Origin of the sequence: Paenibacillus sp. FSL L8-0663 (genome assembly GCF_038008125.1) — a bacterium.
GTDB classification, from domain to species: domain Bacteria; phylum Bacillota; class Bacilli; order Paenibacillales; family Paenibacillaceae; genus Paenibacillus; species Paenibacillus polymyxa_D.
This window is the reverse complement of the sequence record NZ_JBBOYM010000001.1, coordinates 1625317-1642129: the sequence shown is the minus strand read 5'-3', so window position 1 is coordinate 1642129 and position 16813 is coordinate 1625317. Positions and strand designations below refer to the sequence as shown.

Here is a 16813-nt window from a genome sequence, read left to right as displayed (position 1 = left end):
TTTTGACCCATGTGACACAGGAAAAGAACGAAGATGGCTCCATAAAACTGCACCTATTATTTCTTCATGAATAGACTGATAACTAACAGAGGATTACCTTGTTCTTCAATTCAAAGTCAAGTGAGGTTCTTATGGCGAAATCCTATACTAAAGCACAGATTCGCAAAATCACCCGTCGTTTCGGCCTGATTCCATTAAAATCAAGCTTAGTCTCATCATTATACCGAAAAAATGCAGTGATCCAGGTGAAAACGAAAAAAGGAACTTATGCATTAAAACCCTTTAGTCGTACAAAGATGGTCCGTTCAAATACGATTCAACAGATGGAACGAGCTGCGAGCCATATAAGGCTTTTGAAAAAGAGAAAGTATACCTATATGCCCGCATGGCTCCCCATTCATTCCGGCAAGTTATGGACTCTATATCAAGGAACGCCATTTTATGTAAGCCAGTGGGTCAAAGGACGGGGACTGGAGACCGCTGAAGATTTCGAAAAACTGGGGCGGGCACTTGCCACACTTCACGCCACCTCCACCGGCTTGCATCGGATGGATAAAGGAAAATCCCCTCCGACCATTCAACAATTGCGGATATGGAAAAACCAGGATCGTCTTTTTCAAAGAAAAATGATAAAAAACAGTCGCCATGATAAAACGTACCGTAACTGGTACAATGCTCACGGCGAAAACTGCAAACGTTTATCCAGGCGAGCATGGAAGGATTTGCAGGATGCATCCATCATAAGGCTGCTTCGGATGGAACATCGGCACCCCTCCTTGATACACAGTGATATCACTACCCCAAATGTCATTATTTCGGATGACGGTCATCTCAAAATCATTGATTGGGATCGGGTTAAGATCGGCTCAGTCTATGCTGATTTGGCAAAGGCCCTTATGAATACGACTCAATTCAATCCTGAATTTGTGCAGTCCTTGCTGAAGGGATACCAAAAACGCAAGCCACTAAGCCGAACTGAACGGAAGATTGTTACGGCTTTATATAAACTACCACGAGAAGCCTGGCACGCTTCCCGACACCCGCACCGTTCAAGAGATCGTGAAATCCTGGACCATTGGGATCAGTCGTGGCCTCTTCGATTACAAATCATCCATATTTTGCAGGAGTGGGCTCATGTATAAAAGAAAGTGAGGAGCAAAATGTCGATTTTATCGAACGTTGAGCAGATGTATGGAATCAAAATTCAGCGTACCCGTCAAATGAAGGACATTCACAAGATTGAGACCGCTAATACGACTTATTGCTTAAAACCCTACAAATTCCCGGAAGAAGAGATCCGTTTTATTACACGTGTCTTGTCCTACCTGGATGAGCGCGGGTTTACACGCAGCCAAAAGGTCTATCCAACAGTACAACAAACGGCTTACATGACCTATGAAGGTGTTTCGTATACATTAACCAATTGGGTTCATGGACTCAGACCAGAATTCACAAAAAGAATAGACTTCAAAAAGGGAATTGCTACTTTAGCCAAATTCCATTCCAGTGCCATGGGCTTTCCTGTCACTGAAGCTCCGCCATCCAGAATCCGTTATGAAAGCTTGAGCGATGAAATAGCTGGATACAAAAAACGCCTCATCCCATACAGAGGCACAGCACATCTCGTAGCTCTTTGTGAAGAAGTGTCCCATCGTCTACAGCAGCCCAAAGTTAGAGAAGCCATTGCTCGGGAGCAAAAAGCCGCCGCATTTATACACGGCGACTATAATTATCCCAATCTGATTAAAGACAAACAGCTCAAAATCCATTTGATCGACTTTGAAAATTGCTCCCTACATGTAAGGATGAAAGATCTCTCCCATCTTCTTCATCGGAATTGTCTTTGGAATGGGACAAAGATGCTGCGCGCGATAGATTACTATCAACGATATCGTCCATTGAGCACCCATGATTTGCATCTGCTTCACGCACTATTGATCTCTCCCTATCATGTGGTCCGCAATATCAGAATAGGCGGCTTCCGTTCTGCCAAACGAGTCATTCCCTCGTTCGTTCATTTGAACAAATACCGACGTGAACTCAGATCACTATTATAATCGGTCAGCTTGGAACTAAACAAAAAAACAGACCCGATGAAACGGTCTGTTTTTTTGTGTTCTGACAACAACTACAGGAAAAGCGCATGCCGCTAAAGCCAATCGACTTGCTAACTGTACCGGTACAATCAAAAATTTATAGCATTGTAAACAGCACTTCTCCCTTTTACAATGATGCTAAGACTCAATGCTCAATGGTTTCGAGAAGAGAATTTGGGAAACTAACAATAGAGGTGATTGTACATGTACACCATGACAAAAGAAGAAATAAAAGCTTATTTAAACAGAATCGGAATTCTCGAAATTCAGCCTCCTACCCTTCCCTATTTAGTTGAGCTGCATAAGGCTCATGTAAAACATCTTTCATGGCAAACATTGGACATTTTTGCAAGGAAGCCGGCAGCCATTGGTTTTCAAGAATCCATTCAACTCATTCTACATGGGAGAAGTGGTTATTGTTTTCATCTGAATGGTGCCTTTAGTGCACTACTATATTCACTAGGGTACAAAGTTTCTCTGCATCGTGCCGGAGTACAACCTCTGGGAGCTGAACCACGCATTAATTCATTTCATCTTGGACTAACAGTGAACTTGCTAAATGAGCATCATGAAGATGAAGTATGGATTGTTGATGTCGGGCTGGGCGATATGCCATATGAGCCTCTTCCACTCCGTATGGGAACTTATGAACAGGCTCCTCTTCATTATAAAGTCATGGAATCCGGGGTTGTTACAAAAGGTTGGCGGTTAGAGCATGACTCGCTTGCTTCATTTGTTGGCGTTGATTTTGCTCCTGCGGTTGTTCAGGATTTGGAAGAATTCATGCCGAAACATCATTTCTATAGCCGCTCAGCGGAATCTCCATGGTTTGACCTATTTCTGATTCGGCAAAGGCAAGCATTAGAGGCGAATGAACTCAGAGGATGTATTTGGAAAAAACGCGGGCTAAACGGTTTGGAAAAAATAGAGCTGGATCAGAAATCGCAGTGGCTGGAAGTGTTGGCAGATGTATTTGGCGAGCCGCTCGTTAACTACAGTCACCAGGAACGGGACGAGTTATGGAAAAGAGTACTTGCGGCTCATATGGAATGGAAAAAGTCTATGACTGAATCGTTATAGCAGTGAAGCCTCCAACGTAAGGATAGCCTTCAAGCCACATCTTACACCTTTAGCATTTCCGAGGAATGTTGCAGCATTTCCAATTCCTTCACCATGTTTTCGATCAGCTTTGTGAACGAAGCCAATTCCTCTGAGCTGGAGGCCTGTTGCCGGGCACTGGCTGTTGTTGCAGCGGTTTCGGATTGCACACTGTCAAGCATACGGGCAATATCCAGCACCTTGCGCTGAATTTGCTCCTGTGCTTGCTTCGAATTAGATGCAAGCTTTCGCACCTCCTGTGCCACAATTTGAAACCCGCGCCCTGCTTCCTGCGCATGGGCAGCCTCAATCGCCGCATTCAGTCCCAGCAGATGAGTCTGATCGGACAGTTCCCGGATCGTACCGCTCATCTGCTCAATATGCTTAATCTCGTCACTCAAATGCTGTACCAATTTCTCTGTATGTTCCTGCGAAGAAGCAGTGTTGCAGGCACTCTCCGCGATATTATCCGTATTTTCCCTAAGCTCAGCAATCATTCCGGTCAAATTTTGCGCAATTCGGGACACAACGGTCAGCACCTGCGTTTGTTCGTCGGCCAGCTCGTTAATTTGTTCCTTTTCCTTTTCCTGATAAGCTTCCAGTACAAGCTGGGAATCCAGGTTGAACATTTTGGAAAGAGCATGCACAATAGAAAACCAGTCCTCTATCCCCGAACGCTTTAAAATGTCGACTGCAATATCAAGATAAGCAATGTACGTGCCCAAATAATAATCGGAAGACAATCCGATTCGGGAATGTACCTGCCCCACAAAAAGACGGTGTTCGATAAACTGATCATCTATTTTTCCATCTGCGAGAGAAAGCCAGTATTCACGTTGTGTTTGTTTTAGTCGTTCAATATTCGACCATTTGGAAATAATCGACATGAGATGCGGAACCTTTTCTACATGCTCATAAAACCGATCTACCACCTTATTCACAATAGATTGGAATAGTCCCTGATAATGATGCAATAAAGCCAAATCATCATCAGTAATACCAATATATTGTATCTGTTTTAATCTACTCTCCGCGACATGAATCATAAGTTCCTCCAAATAATAGTTTACATAGATTTTACATTACCATATTTATCGGCAACTTTTTAGAAAATGTTAAAAAAGCAGAAGATTAATTATGATTTTTTTCATAGCAATTTCAGAAAAAAATATATAAACTCAACTGCTTAATGATACAAAAAAAGAATTCGGCAGCACCTGAAATCCCCTGTGCTTGCCGAATTCCCGCTAGGAAACACGTTCATCGGATACCTCACAACCGTATGACACCATCCAGATCAATCCATAGTTTCACCATGCTGTACTTATTTATTATTTCGTCTTACCGATTCAGGAGGCTACCTACATACCTTAACAGATCGTTAGCGCTGGCTCCTGTGTAGCCATGCTCCTCAATCAGTCGTTTAATCACCTCATTCATCCGTTTGAGCTGATTAGCGTCAGGCGTTTTGGTTGAAGTCGTAATCTTCACAATATCCTTCAAATCGGCGAACAGCTTCTTCTCAATGGCTTCTCGCAGCCGATCATGATGATGATACTCAAACTTCCGTCCCTTGCGAGAATACGCAGAAATACGGATTAATATTTCTTCACGGAATGCCTTTTTCGCATTTTCCGATACCCCGATTTGCTCCTCAATAGAGCGCATGAGCCGCTCATCCGGGTCGAGTTCCTCATCTGTAAGCGGATCGCGAATTTTCGCCCAATTGCAAAAAGCTTCGATGTTATCCAAATAGTTGTCGAACAGCGTCTTGGCTGATTCCTCGAAAGAGTACACAAAGGCCTTCTGCACTTCTTTTTTCGCCAATTCGTCATACTCCTTACGAGCCACGGAAATGAAATTCAGATAGCGCTCCCGTTCTTCCTTTGTGATGGAGGCATGTTGATCCAGACCATCCTTGATTGCTCGTAAAATGTCCAGGGCATTGATGGATTCCACATTTTGCTTAATCAATGCACTAGAAATGCGATTAATGACGTACCGCGGGTCTACCCCGGACATACCTTCCTCCAGAAACTCACTTTGCATTTCTTTCAGATCGGCTTCCTTGTATCCTTCGACCTCTTCACCGTCATACATGCGCATCTTTTTGACCAGATCCATCCCCTGTTTCTTCGTCTCCTTCAAGCGGGTAAGTACGGAGAAAATGGCAGCCGTACGCAGCGCATGAGGCGCAATGTGGATATGTCTCATATCACTTTGTTTAATGAGCTTGGCGTAAATCTTTTCTTCTTCAGACACCTTCAGGTTATAAGGAATCGGCATTACAATCATCCTTGATTGCAATGCCTCGTTCTTTTTGTTTGCAATGAAACTTTTATACTCGGATTCATTGGTGTGAGCCACGATCATCTCATCTGCACTGATGAGCGCAAACCGCCCGGCCTTGAAATTCCCCTCTTGGGTCAGAGAAAGCAAATTCCACAAAAACTTCTCATCGCATTTCAGCATTTCCTGAAACTCCATCAGTCCACGATTTGCTTTGTTCAATTCTCCGTCAAACCGATACGCACGCGGGTCGGATTCCGAACCATACTCCGTAATCGTGGAAAAGTCGATGCTCCCCGTCAAATCAGCAATATCCTGTGACTTCGGATCAGAAGGGCTGAACGTACCAATACCAATCCGGTTTTCTTCCGATATAAACACCCGCTCCACGCGGACCTTTTCAATATCGCCATCAAATTCTGTGCGCAATCTCATCTGGCAGGATGGGCAGAGATTACCTTCAATCCGTACACCCAGCTCCTTTTCAAAATCGGGACGCAGCTCATGGGGAATCAGATGAAGCGGGTCCTCATGCATCGGGCAGCCTTCAACCGCGTATACGGCTCCCTGATCCGTTCTCGAAAATTTCTCCAGGCCACGCTTTAGCAACGTGACCAGTGTCGATTTCCCCCCACTGACGGGTCCCATCAAAAGAAGGATACGCTTGCGCACATCGAGTCGCCTGGCTGAGGAATGGAAATATTCTTCCACCAACTTTTCCAGCGCTCGATCCAGTCCAAAGATCTCCTGCTCAAAAAATTTATATCGCTTATGTCCCCCAACCTCTTCTACACCAAAAGATTCAATCATCTTGTAAACCCGTGCATGAGCTGTCATCGCCGGCGTCGGGTCTTTCTTGAGTATCTCAATATACTCTCTAAAAGTGCCGCTCCAGGCCAGACGGTTGTTTTCCGCCCGGTACTCCGCAACGCGTTCAAAAATATTCATGCTCGGTTCCTCCCATGACTGCGTAATGACTATCCTCCACTCCGGATGATTATGGCTACACTCGTCACGCCTTTCAGGATATGATGCAATCCCCTTAAAAAAAGTGTAATACATACCTATGCAGATTGATTTCAGAATTGACCTATTTTTTGTGACAGGTCTCTCTGCTTTATCGAAAAAACCAAGGGATACACTGTGCTAAAATATACAACAACGACGCGGACCTGACGCATTATGGTACAATATAAGCTCGGAATAATGGGATAAAGGAGCGGAAGAAGTCATGGCGGTTCGGCATGAGACGGAGCTATACGCTCCGGTGAAAGCCTTTTTTGAGAACTTGGGATATGAAGTCAGAGGAGAGGTGCGCAACTGCGATTTGGTGGGTATCAAGCCAGGGCAACAGACACCACTGATTGTGGAGATCAAAAAGACGTTTAACCTGGCGCTTGTGCTGCAAGGCATGCAGCGTTTGAAACTAAGCAGCAATGTATATGTGGCTGTAGAACGGAATCGTGCCAAAAAAGGGGCCGTGAATCAGCGCTGGAACGAGCTGGTCGGACTGTGCCGCCAGTTAGGACTTGGCTTGCTTACCGTCACCCATTTCAAAACGAAGCCGCCGCTCGTTGAAGTACTGTGTAAGCCTGCGGTACCTAGCGACAATGCCCGCAATGCAGCAGCGGTACGCCCGGGCTCGCGCAAGGAAAAGTTACTGAGGGAATTTCACGCACGCAGCGGTGACCACAATACTGGCGGCAGCACCCGACGCAAGCTGGTCACTGCCTATCGGGAAAAAGCGCTGCGCGTAGCGGCAGCCTTGCAGAGCTTGGGGGAAGCCGCTCCGGCGCAGCTCGCTCGCATAGCAGCCGTCAGCACAGCTGCTGCCGTGCTTCAGCATAACTACTACGGCTGGTTTGAGCGCGTATCCCGCGGCCGCTATCGACTGACTCCGTTTGGCGAAGCTGCCTTGGACGAGTATGCGGCAGTACTGCAAGAACATGGCATTAAAACAGCCGCTGGAATGGACGCAGAGCTTGACGAGGACAGTGGACAGCGCCAGATTGCGGAAGCGCCAATCACTTACTCCACCGTTGCTGCGGAAACGGTGGATGACTGACATGGGGCGATGGTTTTTGCTAGCTCCGCGCAGTAAATTCACTAATCGTCTCACCGATCAGATTCATGCCCATAAGCAATTGCTCACGGCCCGGATGGCTGAAATTGAGGCGAATATGGGACGCGCCTTCACTACCAACCGCACATAGCGCACCTGGCATAAAGGCTACGCCTTTGGGTAACGCCGCCTTTAGCAGCAATGCGCTGTCCAGCCCCTCGGGCAGCTGCACCCATACATACATGCCACCGGACGGAATATGATACGTCACGTCTTTCCAAAACGGACGCTTGAGCAACTCCAAGATTAATTGAAGTCGAGTCGAATATTCCTTGTTCAGCATCGCTAAGTGCTCGTGCCATTGAAAACGCGAGCTGGTCAGCAATTGGAACAGCAGCCGTTGGTTCATCGTACTGGATTGCATATCAGCCAACTGCTTCAAGGCGTACATTCCTTCAATCAGCGGCGCAGGACCAGCAGCCCAACCCGTTCTCAGCGCAGGAGCAACGGTTTTATTGAACGAACCGATATAGAGCACTTGACCGCCCTGACCCGCATGATCCAGCGCAAATAGTGAGGGGTAAGTCTCTGCGAATTTTCGACTCTGACCATGCGGACTCTTGTCATGGGACTCATTTTTTTGCTTCAAATGCAATTCACCATAAGAATCGTCCTCAACTACCAGTACCTCATGATGCCTACACAGGTCCAAAATTTCCTGCCGCCTTGCCGCGCTCCACAAGGAGCCCGTGGGGTTCGTAAACGTTGGCGTGGCAAAAAAAAGCTTGGGTCGATAACGGATCATTAAAGCTTCAAGCTTATCAGGAATGACACCTTCCCCATCTGATTCTACAGGAACGATCTGTGCACCCTGCATAGATAGTACTTGTAAACATCCAGGAGATGTAGGATTTTCGACCAATACCGGATCACGCTCATCCACCATCAGCCTTATGATCAGGTCAATGGCCTGCTGACTGCCTGTCGTGAGAAGGATTTGACCTGGTGGTACTCTTACTCCTTTACGCTGTTCCCACTCACCCGCAAGCCATGCTCGCAAAGGGAAATAGCCCTCCGGTTCACCATACTGGAGGGCATCAGGGCCGGAGCCAAACACATCATGGGCCGCTTCTTCCAGCAACTTCACCGGAAACAGCTCTTGTGCAGGCAATTCTTCAGCCAGAGATATAAAGGAGTGTCTTCTCGCATTTTCCCGGATATGACGCACTGGAGAAGCCAACATCGCAGCCGTTCGTGAAGCAAAGGAATATTGCATGAACATCCTCCTTCTCCTGAAAAATAGGTCATGATCTCCGGGCTGACGCATCAGGCATATAGCTGCTTCCTCTGACGCGCATATAAGGCATAACGTTCAATCGCCTGCGCCCGGCTGGACACGCCTAATTTTGCATAAATTTTACGTAGATAATTATCAATGGAACGCCGGCTAACTTCGATCTCGATAGCAATTTTGTCATATGTAATTCCTTGTACAATCCGTTCCATAATAAACACTTCGGTTTGTGTCAATTCGTCAAAAGGCTCGGATGCCATTAATGGCATAAAGGGCCAGTTACCATACCGAATCCAATCCATCGGCAAGGAAGCAAATCCTTCGCGTAAACCGTTGATCAGATGGATTAACTGGCTCGGTGATGCCTGTTTGGATAACATTCCATTTGCTCCGAGCGAAATTAGCTGCTGAAACAAAGTAATATTATCCTCATCCGTCATAATAACAATATGGCTGTCCGGAGACAAGGCCCGCATTTGTGTCAAAAATGGTTCCGCCGTTCCCTCAGGCAACCTGTAGTCCATTAAAACGATTTCTGGTCGAATGGAGCAAGCTAGCTCCAAGCCTTCCGTTCCGGAGGAAGACATCCCTCTGACAAGCAAATCCTGCTGGTCTTCCAAAATAAGCTTTGTTCCCAGCATACTTGTAGGATGGATATCTATGATGACCACCTGCCATACTTTTCTCATATCTAAACCTCCTGATTTTACAAAAAAATACATAGTTAATAGCGAGAATAATCCTAAAATTGGTGATTGCATATGTAGAAATTGCGCGAATGTGAACGTATAGGAAGCGAAAAACGTTTAAGGAAATTGTATCCTAGGACTTCCTTCCGATGCAATCTCTTTTTCCAATATTTTTATACGACTATTTCGCTTTTGCGAAATAAATAGGCCCATGATAGAATTGGAACTGCAAATAAAGACTGGAAATTTGACTTTACACGGGAGTTGAAAATCGTATGCAAGCTTCACCTGAACGTCCTTCTGCCGAAGCTCGGCGGAGCAATTCAAGAAAGGGGTTACCCATAAAGGCTTTTCTGCTATTTTGGTTCATTCTTATTATACTAGGTGCTCTAGCAACCTATCTGTATAGCAATCACTTGAAGCAGCAAATGCTAAACGAGATGCAAACCCATACAGACCAACAGATTCAAGCACTCAATTCTGACTATGAAAAGCAACTGACTGCTCTTTCCAAGGAAGTTAGCGGATTGCAAGGCAAAGTCCAGTCCTTCAATGAACTACTGACCTTTACGAAGGATAATGCAAACAATAAGACCGATAACAGCAATAAATTGTATACCCAATTAAACGAAGTTAAGCAGCAACTTAATACACTTCAGAAAAAAATGGACTTGCTAAAATGAATGTAGACGCAAAACAAGTGAACCGGTTCTTTATGTTGGCCCTTGCTCCTTTTATCGGTTTGTTGGGGTGTATTTTGTTAGTGCATCCCTCATTGAGCTTTCCTGGGTCTACTTCTTCAAGTCTGCAAAAAGCTGAAGTCACTCTACAAACGCAATCAGTAGGCAAGCAGCTTGATGAAGCCAAGCAAACGGCAACGTACACCTTATCTACAATTCGCCGGACTTCTGAGCTCTACAAGCAAACGACCCAAACGATGAATCAGCTTGTCGTGACTGCCTCTACGCAGTCCAAGCGGCCCGCGGTCATCTATGATCGACGCATCACCGCCAAACTGGGAGTTCCCTATGAGCGGGTAGATAGCAACCGGATTACCATTGAATTGTTTAAGGTAAACCCGGGAATTTATCATGGCTACGCTATGAAGGTCAAACTTAAAGATCCTACTGCTATGAAAATGTCTTTGGGAAGTGACAAATTGGGTGGCTCCGAAACCACCATGCGTGCAGTCTTGAGACACGGAGCTATTGCAGGCATCAATGCAGGCGGCTTTGCGGATGGAGACGGCAAACGCTATCCATTAAGCACTACTGTCTTGAATGGCCACTACCTTACTGGCTTTCAGTCCAGTTTTAGGGATTTATCCTTCGTCGGATTGAGTAACGATGGCAAGCTTATCGGTGGCAAATTTTACAGTCAAGGTGCACTTGACAGCTTAAAGCCTACCTTTGGGGCTACCTTCGTTCCCGTCCTGCTGCAAAGGGGACAAAAAATGCCTATTCCTGACAAATGGAAAGTCTCCCCCAAGCGGGCCCCACGTACGGTCATTGGCAACTATAAAGATGATCAGTTGCTCATTATTGTCGTAGACGGCTACAATGAAAGCGGGGGTTCGGGCGCGACGCTCGAAGAACTGCAAGGAAAAATGTACAATCTAGGTGTTCAAGATGCCTATAATTTGGACGGAGGCGGTTCCTCGTCGCTTATACTTAACGGTCGAGTCGTAAACAAACCGTCAGATGGTAATTTGCGTCCAGTCCCTACTCATTTTTTGTTCTATAAATAGTCATGTGTAGTCTGCTACCAAATTAAATATGCTTGCCGACGTACGTCTCTATCCGAAAAAAAGCATCACGAACGAATGTCGTGATGCTTTTGCCTCATTTAGGAGGAATACTGTGTCATTTCTGTCAGGCATTGAGCACAAATATAACGGTCTTTGAAATCGTTCACTTGTTCTACTGACCCGCAGAATACACATTTTGGACGGTAACGCTCCAAAATAATGTGGTCACCCTGAACCAAAATTTCGACAGGATCTCCCTCATTCATTTGATATCTTTTACGCAGTGACTTAGGCAAAACTATTCTCCCCAGCTGATCAACTTTACGTACCACACCGGCAGGTTTCATCGTGATCGTACACCTCTCCTATTGAGTAATAACTTACAATTTCTTACCATGCGAAAAACTAGGTACAAAGACACTATTCTTTATGTAGTATTCGCTGTCTTTTTGTCGAATCCTGCTGATCACAGGAAATTTTATTACATTTTTTCATAAAATCATGAACCATATCAAAGTATGGTACAGAATGTCTATAATATTTTTATCGACCGGAAAGCCAATTATCATTAGCCCTAGTTGAGAAATTTCGCAAGTTTTTAACCATACAAGCTTGATTTAAGCTCTACTGTCATGTACTTTTGAGCAATAAAAGTGAAACTTTTATTAGCAACTAAGGTCCTGGTTCTTTATTCGCATTTATACTTGTTCACCTGATGCTCTTTATGATAAATCCGGAAAATCCATTTGTCTCAGCGCTTCATATACGATAATTGCAGCGGAATTCGACAAGTTTAGAGATCTTACTTTATCAGACATAGGCATCTTGATACATGTATCTGGATTAGCAGCTAACAATTCAGGAGGCAAGCCTTTCGTTTCCTTACCAAATACCAAAAAATCTCCATCCTGAAATGCAATATCACTATACCGCTGATTTGCTTTGGTCGTCGCATAAAAAAAGCGACCTTCCTGATATTTCTCCTGCACTTCAGCAAAAGACTCGTGATATTCAATGTGGACAGCGTACCAATAATCAAGTCCGGCGCGTTTTAACGTGGCATCGTCGGTACGGAAGCCGAGTGGCTTCACCAAATGCAGATGAGTTCCGGTTGCAGCACACGTTCTGGCAATATTCCCTGTGTTGGCCGGAATTTCCGGCTCGACAAGCACAATATGTAATGGCATCTCGTTTCGTTCCCTTCATCATTAAATTCATCAGACAAATAACCTACAGTTTAACCAAAGTGTATACATTGAAAACATACACATTCTTCTATTTTAACAAAATCAGACAGATATGAACATCAAACGACAAAAATTTCAACCCACACCACTAAAAGCCTTCCCCTATACACATTCAGGGAAGGCTCTACATTTACTTTTTCGATTTCAAATATCGTGTATCGAAATATATGTCGACGTAATCAACTGTTACGTTGCTTGAATCCGTCCATAAACTCGGCTAATGCTTGACAGTTCTCCAATGGAACAGCATTGTAGATTGAGGCGCGAAGCCCTCCTACGCTGCGATGTCCCTTCAGTCCGATGAACCCGGCCTGTTCGGATTCCTTAATAAATTGTTTTTCCAGCTCCTCATTCGCGAGGCGGAAGGTTACATTCATAATAGAGCGATCAGCGCTGTCCACACAACCACGATAGAAGCCTTCGCTACTGTCAATACGGTCGTATAGCAAAGCAGCCTTCTGCTGGTTCACACGCTCAATACCTTCCAAACCGCCTTCTTCCTGAATCCATTTCAGCACTTCATTCACCATGTATATGGCAAAAGATGGGGGGGTATTGTAGAGAGAGTTATTTTTTTCATATGTGCTATAACGCAACATGGTAGGAATATTGTCCGGTGAGGAAGTCAGCAACTCTTCACGGGCAATCACGACCGTCACACCAGAAGGTCCCAGATTTTTTTGTGCGCCAGCATAAATCAATCCAAATTGAGTAACATCAAAAGGCTTGCAAAAAATATCACTGGACATGTCCACAATCAATGGTACGGAACCCGTATCCGGAAATTGCTTAAATTGTGTACCTTCAATCGTTTCGTTGGACGTCATATGCACATAAGCAGTATTCTCAGGCAAGTCCAAGGAATCCACATTCGGAAGACGCATGTACTTCTCATCAGCGGAGGATGCAGCAATATGAGCCTTGCCCAGTAGCTTGGCTTCTTTATATGCCTTGTCCGACCAGCTACCTGTCATTACATAGCTCCCAGTCTGTCCTTCGCGCAAGAAATTTAAAGGTAGCATTGCAAACTGCGTACTTGCGCCCCCTTGTAGGAATAACACCTTGTAGCCCTGTGGATTGCCCAGCAGAGATAACAGACGTTCCTGCGCCTCATTATGAACAGATTCATACACAGCTCCACGGTGTGACATTTCCATGATCGACATCCCTGTTCCCTGGAAATCTACGAATTCAGCTTGTACACGTTCCAGTACTTTGAGCGGCAATGCCGCTGGTCCTGCATTAAAATTGTAGGCTCTCTTACTCAACAAATTCCCATCCCTTCTCTACTCTGGTGTGGATATTATCGCTATGATAGCAGTATTCATAAATGCGTTCAAGACTTGTATAAAAATGTTTTCAATTTCATTTATGATGTGACAGAGTTGTGAATGTTAACATATTTAACATCTTTATTCTGTGATTTTCACTTTAATATTAAAAGGTCCCCGGCATAAGACCGGAGACCTATTTTGAATAACAAGTGTTACCCGTAAGCTAATGTTTTTTATTCAAAGCAGCTATGCTATCGACTTATTAGCAGTCAAAATACAGGCTGTATTCGTGTGGATGAACACGGATGTTCACCGATTTAGCTTCAGAACGTTTGAGCTCTACATAGTTATCAATAAAGTCCTTCGTAAATACGCCGCCTTCAGTCAAGAATTCGTAGTCAGCTTCCAGAGCGTCCAGAGCCTCATCCAATGAACCAGGTACGCTACGGATTTTACCTTTTTCAGCATCAGACAGCTCGTAGATGTTGCTGTCAAGTGGACCATATCCCAATTCGATTGGGTTCAGTTTGCGCTTGATGCCATCCAGACCCGCCATCAGCATTGCTGAGAAGGCAAGGTAAGGGTTAGCCGTGGAGTCCGGTGTACGGAACTCGATCCGACAGCCTTTAGGAGTAACAGCTGCTACTGGAATACGTACAGCCGCAGAACGGTTACCTTTGGAGAATACCAGGTTAACTGGTGCTTCGTAGCCAGGAACGAGACGTTTGAACGAGTTGGTGCTTGGGTTGGTCAAAGCGATCAACGCAGGTGCGTGGTACAGAATACCGCCAATGTAATGAAGAGCCATTTCGCTCAGATTAGCATAACCACCTTTTTCGTAGAACAAAGGAGTGTCCCCATCGAAAATAGATTGGTGAACGTGCATACCGCTTCCGTTATCCCCAAAAATCGGTTTCGGCATGAATGTTGCCACTTTACCATATTGACGAGCTGTGTTGTGTACAATGTATTTATAAACGAGCAGGTTATCTGCTGTTTTCTTGAGTGTATCAAAACGGAAGTTGATTTCCGCTTGGCCTGCCGTAGCTACCTCATGGTGATGGCGCTCAATTCTCAGACCTGCTTCTTCAAGCAAACGGCACATTTCGCTACGGATATCTTGTTGGGTGTCTACTGGCGCTACAGGTACATATCCGCCCTTCACTCCCACTTTAAAGCCCAGGTTGCCGCCTTCTTCCTTACGATTCGTGTTCCAAGCTGCTTCCTCGGAATCTACGAAGAAGGAGGAGCTATTCATGCCGCTTTCGTAGCGTACATCATCAAAGATGAAAAACTCGGACTCAGGTGCAAAAAATGCTGCTGTGCCGACTCCTGCGGATTGCAGAAATTCCTCAGCTTTTTTTGCAATGCCGCGAGGATCGCGGTCGTATTTTTCGCCATCTGGCGTAGCAATGTCACACAGAATATTCAGTGTAGGATGCTGAGTGAAAGGGTCAATAAAAACCGCTTCTGCATCGGGCAGCATAACCATGTCGGATTCCTCGATGCCACGATAGCCGGGAATGGAAGAACCGTCGAAAGCAACACCGTTAACAAATGTTTCTGCATCTACTTCGGAAGCTGGCAATGAAATATGGTGAGCACGACCAGACAAATCTACAAAACGAAAATCTACCCACTCAATATTATTTTCCTGAATTGTTTTCAATACGTTTTCAACGGACATGTCTTCTTCCTCCCAATTTTTCCGAACATTAAGTCTTATACAACCCTGAAATGTTCATGATCGAATGTTTTTTTCTGTCGTCATTATAAATCTCAAACATGACACGGGTCAATAGCTATGTAAGGTATTTTTTAAACTAATGTTAGATATGCTTACGCCCTTGATAACATTTGGATAGCACAAAAAGCCCGAAACATCGGGCTTTTAGGCAATTTAAATCTCATTACTGCGTTGCAGCAAAACTTTTATGCATTAATGTTAAACATTGGTTTTAAGCAATGGTAGTAGGCGTGTGAAATGTTTTCCCCACAGCAGGAGCCAATATTTCCAAATCTTTTAGCAAATCTGAAAATTGATCTGGGAACAGGGATTGTACGCCGTCACCCGTCATCGAGTTGTCAGGGTCTGTATGCATCTCAATAATTAAACCATCCGCTCCGGCAGCAACCGAAGCCTTCGTCATAGGAACAACCAATTCACGTCTACCCGTGCCATGGCTAGGATCAGAAATAACTGGCAAATGGCTCAATTGTTGCAGCACAGGGATCGCGGACAAATCGAGTGTATTTCTGGTGTAGGTTTCAAATGTGCGGATACCGCGCTCACACAGCATAACATTCGGATTGCCACCTGCCAGGATGTACTCGGCAGCATTCAAAAACTCGTCATAAGTCGAGCTAAAACCGCGTTTGAGCAACACTGGCTTGCCGCAAGTTCCCAACTTGCGCAGCAGATCAAAGTTTTGCATATTACGTGTACCTACTTGCAGGATATCGGCATATTCCGCACAAATGTCTACGTATTCAGGTGTCATGACCTCTGTGATGGTCAAGAGGTCGTGCTTTTGGCCGGCTTCAGCCATCATGATCAGTCCTTCTACACCAGTTCCCTGGAAGCTGTAAGGCCCTGTACGCGGCTTAAAGGCACCTCCACGGAGAACTTGCGCACCTGCTGCTTTGACCAATCCGGCAATTTCATCTATCTGTGCAGCAGACTCAACGGCACATGGTCCACCCATAATGACAAGTTCGCCCCCACCGATATTTACACCTTTAATGGAGATAACCGTATTTTCCGGATGAAAATCACGGCTGGCCAATTTGTAGGACTTCGATATTTTAACCACATTTTCTACGCCTTTCATTTGACGCAGATGTTCAGCCAGCTTGGGCTCTACGCTACCGATCAATCCGATGATCGTGCGATCCGATCCCCTTGATACATGAGCCTGCAATCCTTCTTTCTCAATAACTTCAACAATAGCTTGAATATGCTCTTCAGGTGTTTGAACACCAGCGATAACGATCATTTTTTTCTTCCTCTCTATGAA

Annotated in this window: 15 protein-coding genes; 6 read left to right on the top strand and 9 right to left on the bottom strand. The window is 45.1% G+C overall.

All coding sequences use genetic code 11. From position 1 onward, the window contains the following. Positions 1-131 precede the first annotated feature (131 nt). The 3 genes from MKY75_RS07435 to MKY75_RS07425 all read left to right on the top strand — a co-directional run bounded on the left by MKY75_RS07435 (position 132) and on the right by MKY75_RS07425 (position 3176). Positions 132-1142 (top strand): aminoglycoside phosphotransferase family protein, encoded by a 1011-nt coding sequence (locus MKY75_RS07435; RefSeq protein ID WP_340884859.1) that lies wholly within the window; start codon positions 132-134, stop codon positions 1140-1142. Positions 1143-1160: 18 nt separating this feature from the next. Then, entirely contained in the window at positions 1161-2057 is an 897-nt protein-coding gene (locus MKY75_RS07430; protein ID WP_340884856.1) for an aminoglycoside phosphotransferase family protein, read from the top strand. A 243-nt stretch (positions 2058-2300) separates the two neighbouring features. Further along, positions 2301-3176, top strand: a complete 876-nt coding sequence (locus MKY75_RS07425) for an arylamine N-acetyltransferase family protein (protein WP_340884854.1) — start codon at positions 2301-2303, stop codon at positions 3174-3176. Positions 3177-3217: 41 nt separating this feature from the next. Here MKY75_RS07425 and MKY75_RS07420 read toward each other — a convergent pair whose 3' ends face one another. Then, the gene (locus tag MKY75_RS07420; RefSeq protein WP_340884852.1) at positions 3218-4240 is read right to left on the bottom strand and encodes a globin-coupled sensor protein; all 1023 of its coding nucleotides are present in this window, start codon (positions 4238-4240) and stop codon (positions 3218-3220) included. A 295-nt stretch (positions 4241-4535) separates the two neighbouring features. Beyond that, positions 4536-6431: a PrkA family serine protein kinase gene (locus MKY75_RS07415; protein WP_340884849.1), complete on the bottom strand. Its 1896-nt coding sequence runs from the start codon at positions 6429-6431 to the stop codon at positions 4536-4538. Positions 6432-6714: 283 nt separating this feature from the next. Between MKY75_RS07415 and MKY75_RS07410 the strand changes: the two genes are divergently transcribed. Beyond that, positions 6715-7548 (top strand): DUF2161 domain-containing phosphodiesterase, encoded by an 834-nt coding sequence (locus MKY75_RS07410; RefSeq protein WP_340884846.1) that lies wholly within the window; start codon positions 6715-6717, stop codon positions 7546-7548. Positions 7549-7567: 19 nt separating this feature from the next. On the opposite strand, the gene MKY75_RS07405 is transcribed toward MKY75_RS07410, so the two are convergent. Further along, the gene (locus tag MKY75_RS07405) at positions 7568-8821 is read right to left on the bottom strand and encodes an aminotransferase-like domain-containing protein (protein WP_165145068.1); all 1254 of its coding nucleotides are present in this window, start codon (positions 8819-8821) and stop codon (positions 7568-7570) included. Between the two features lie 50 nt (positions 8822-8871). Next, complete coding sequence (locus tag MKY75_RS07400; RefSeq protein ID WP_029516517.1) at positions 8872-9528, bottom strand: response regulator transcription factor; 657 nt, start codon at positions 9526-9528, stop codon at positions 8872-8874. Between the two features lie 275 nt (positions 9529-9803). Between MKY75_RS07400 and MKY75_RS07395 the strand changes: the two genes are divergently transcribed. Continuing rightward, positions 9804-10211: a hypothetical protein gene (locus MKY75_RS07395; RefSeq protein WP_340884843.1), complete on the top strand. Its 408-nt coding sequence runs from the start codon at positions 9804-9806 to the stop codon at positions 10209-10211. After that, positions 10208-11275 (top strand): phosphodiester glycosidase family protein, encoded by a 1068-nt coding sequence (locus MKY75_RS07390; RefSeq protein WP_340884839.1) that lies wholly within the window; start codon positions 10208-10210, stop codon positions 11273-11275. Before MKY75_RS07395 ends, MKY75_RS07390 begins: the two co-directional genes overlap by 4 nt. A gap of 98 nt (positions 11276-11373) precedes the next feature. On the opposite strand, the gene MKY75_RS07385 is transcribed toward MKY75_RS07390, so the two are convergent. The 5 genes from MKY75_RS07385 to aroF form a co-directional block, all read right to left on the bottom strand. Further along, entirely contained in the window at positions 11374-11622 is a 249-nt protein-coding gene (locus MKY75_RS07385; protein WP_013309439.1) for an AbrB/MazE/SpoVT family DNA-binding domain-containing protein, read from the bottom strand. 375 nt (positions 11623-11997) lie between these two features. Next, positions 11998-12462 carry a tRNA (uridine(34)/cytosine(34)/5-carboxymethylaminomethyluridine(34)-2'-O)-methyltransferase TrmL gene (gene trmL / locus MKY75_RS07380; protein ID WP_023987805.1) on the bottom strand — a complete coding sequence of 155 codons (465 nt, stop codon included), beginning with the start codon at positions 12460-12462 and terminating at the stop codon, positions 11998-12000. A gap of 239 nt (positions 12463-12701) precedes the next feature. Then, complete coding sequence (gene serC, locus MKY75_RS07375; protein WP_185156330.1) at positions 12702-13793, bottom strand: 3-phosphoserine/phosphohydroxythreonine transaminase; 1092 nt, start codon at positions 13791-13793, stop codon at positions 12702-12704. Positions 13794-14058: 265 nt separating this feature from the next. Then, on the bottom strand, positions 14059-15483 hold the full coding sequence (gene glnA, locus MKY75_RS07370; protein ID WP_029516512.1) for a type I glutamate--ammonia ligase: 1425 nt from the start codon (positions 15481-15483) through the stop codon (positions 14059-14061). Positions 15484-15754: 271 nt separating this feature from the next. Beyond that, positions 15755-16792 (bottom strand): 3-deoxy-7-phosphoheptulonate synthase, encoded by a 1038-nt coding sequence (aroF, locus tag MKY75_RS07365; protein ID WP_013309435.1) that lies wholly within the window; start codon positions 16790-16792, stop codon positions 15755-15757. Between the last annotated feature and the right edge of the window lie 21 nt (positions 16793-16813).

Coding starts and splice junctions, on each gene's coding strand:
- MKY75_RS07435 (WP_340884859.1), top strand. CDS start 132: ATGGCGAAATCCTATACTAAAGCACAGATTCGCAAAATCACCCGTCGT.
- MKY75_RS07430 (WP_340884856.1), top strand. CDS start 1,161: ATGTCGATTTTATCGAACGTTGAGCAGATGTATGGAATCAAAATTCAG.
- MKY75_RS07425 (WP_340884854.1), top strand. CDS start 2,301: ATGTACACCATGACAAAAGAAGAAATAAAAGCTTATTTAAACAGAATC.
- MKY75_RS07420 (WP_340884852.1), bottom strand. CDS start 4,240: ATGATTCATGTCGCGGAGAGTAGATTAAAACAGATACAATATATTGGT.
- MKY75_RS07415 (WP_340884849.1), bottom strand. CDS start 6,431: ATGAATATTTTTGAACGCGTTGCGGAGTACCGGGCGGAAAACAACCGT.
- MKY75_RS07410 (WP_340884846.1), top strand. CDS start 6,715: ATGGCGGTTCGGCATGAGACGGAGCTATACGCTCCGGTGAAAGCCTTT.
- MKY75_RS07405 (WP_165145068.1), bottom strand. CDS start 8,821: ATGCAATATTCCTTTGCTTCACGAACGGCTGCGATGTTGGCTTCTCCA.
- MKY75_RS07400 (WP_029516517.1), bottom strand. CDS start 9,528: ATGAGAAAAGTATGGCAGGTGGTCATCATAGATATCCATCCTACAAGT.
- MKY75_RS07395 (WP_340884843.1), top strand. CDS start 9,804: ATGCAAGCTTCACCTGAACGTCCTTCTGCCGAAGCTCGGCGGAGCAAT.
- MKY75_RS07390 (WP_340884839.1), top strand. CDS start 10,208: ATGAATGTAGACGCAAAACAAGTGAACCGGTTCTTTATGTTGGCCCTT.
- MKY75_RS07385 (WP_013309439.1), bottom strand. CDS start 11,622: ATGAAACCTGCCGGTGTGGTACGTAAAGTTGATCAGCTGGGGAGAATA.
- trmL (WP_023987805.1), bottom strand. CDS start 12,462: ATGCCATTACATATTGTGCTTGTCGAGCCGGAAATTCCGGCCAACACA.
- glnA (WP_029516512.1), bottom strand. CDS start 15,483: ATGTCCGTTGAAAACGTATTGAAAACAATTCAGGAAAATAATATTGAG.
- aroF (WP_013309435.1), bottom strand. CDS start 16,792: ATGATCGTTATCGCTGGTGTTCAAACACCTGAAGAGCATATTCAAGCT.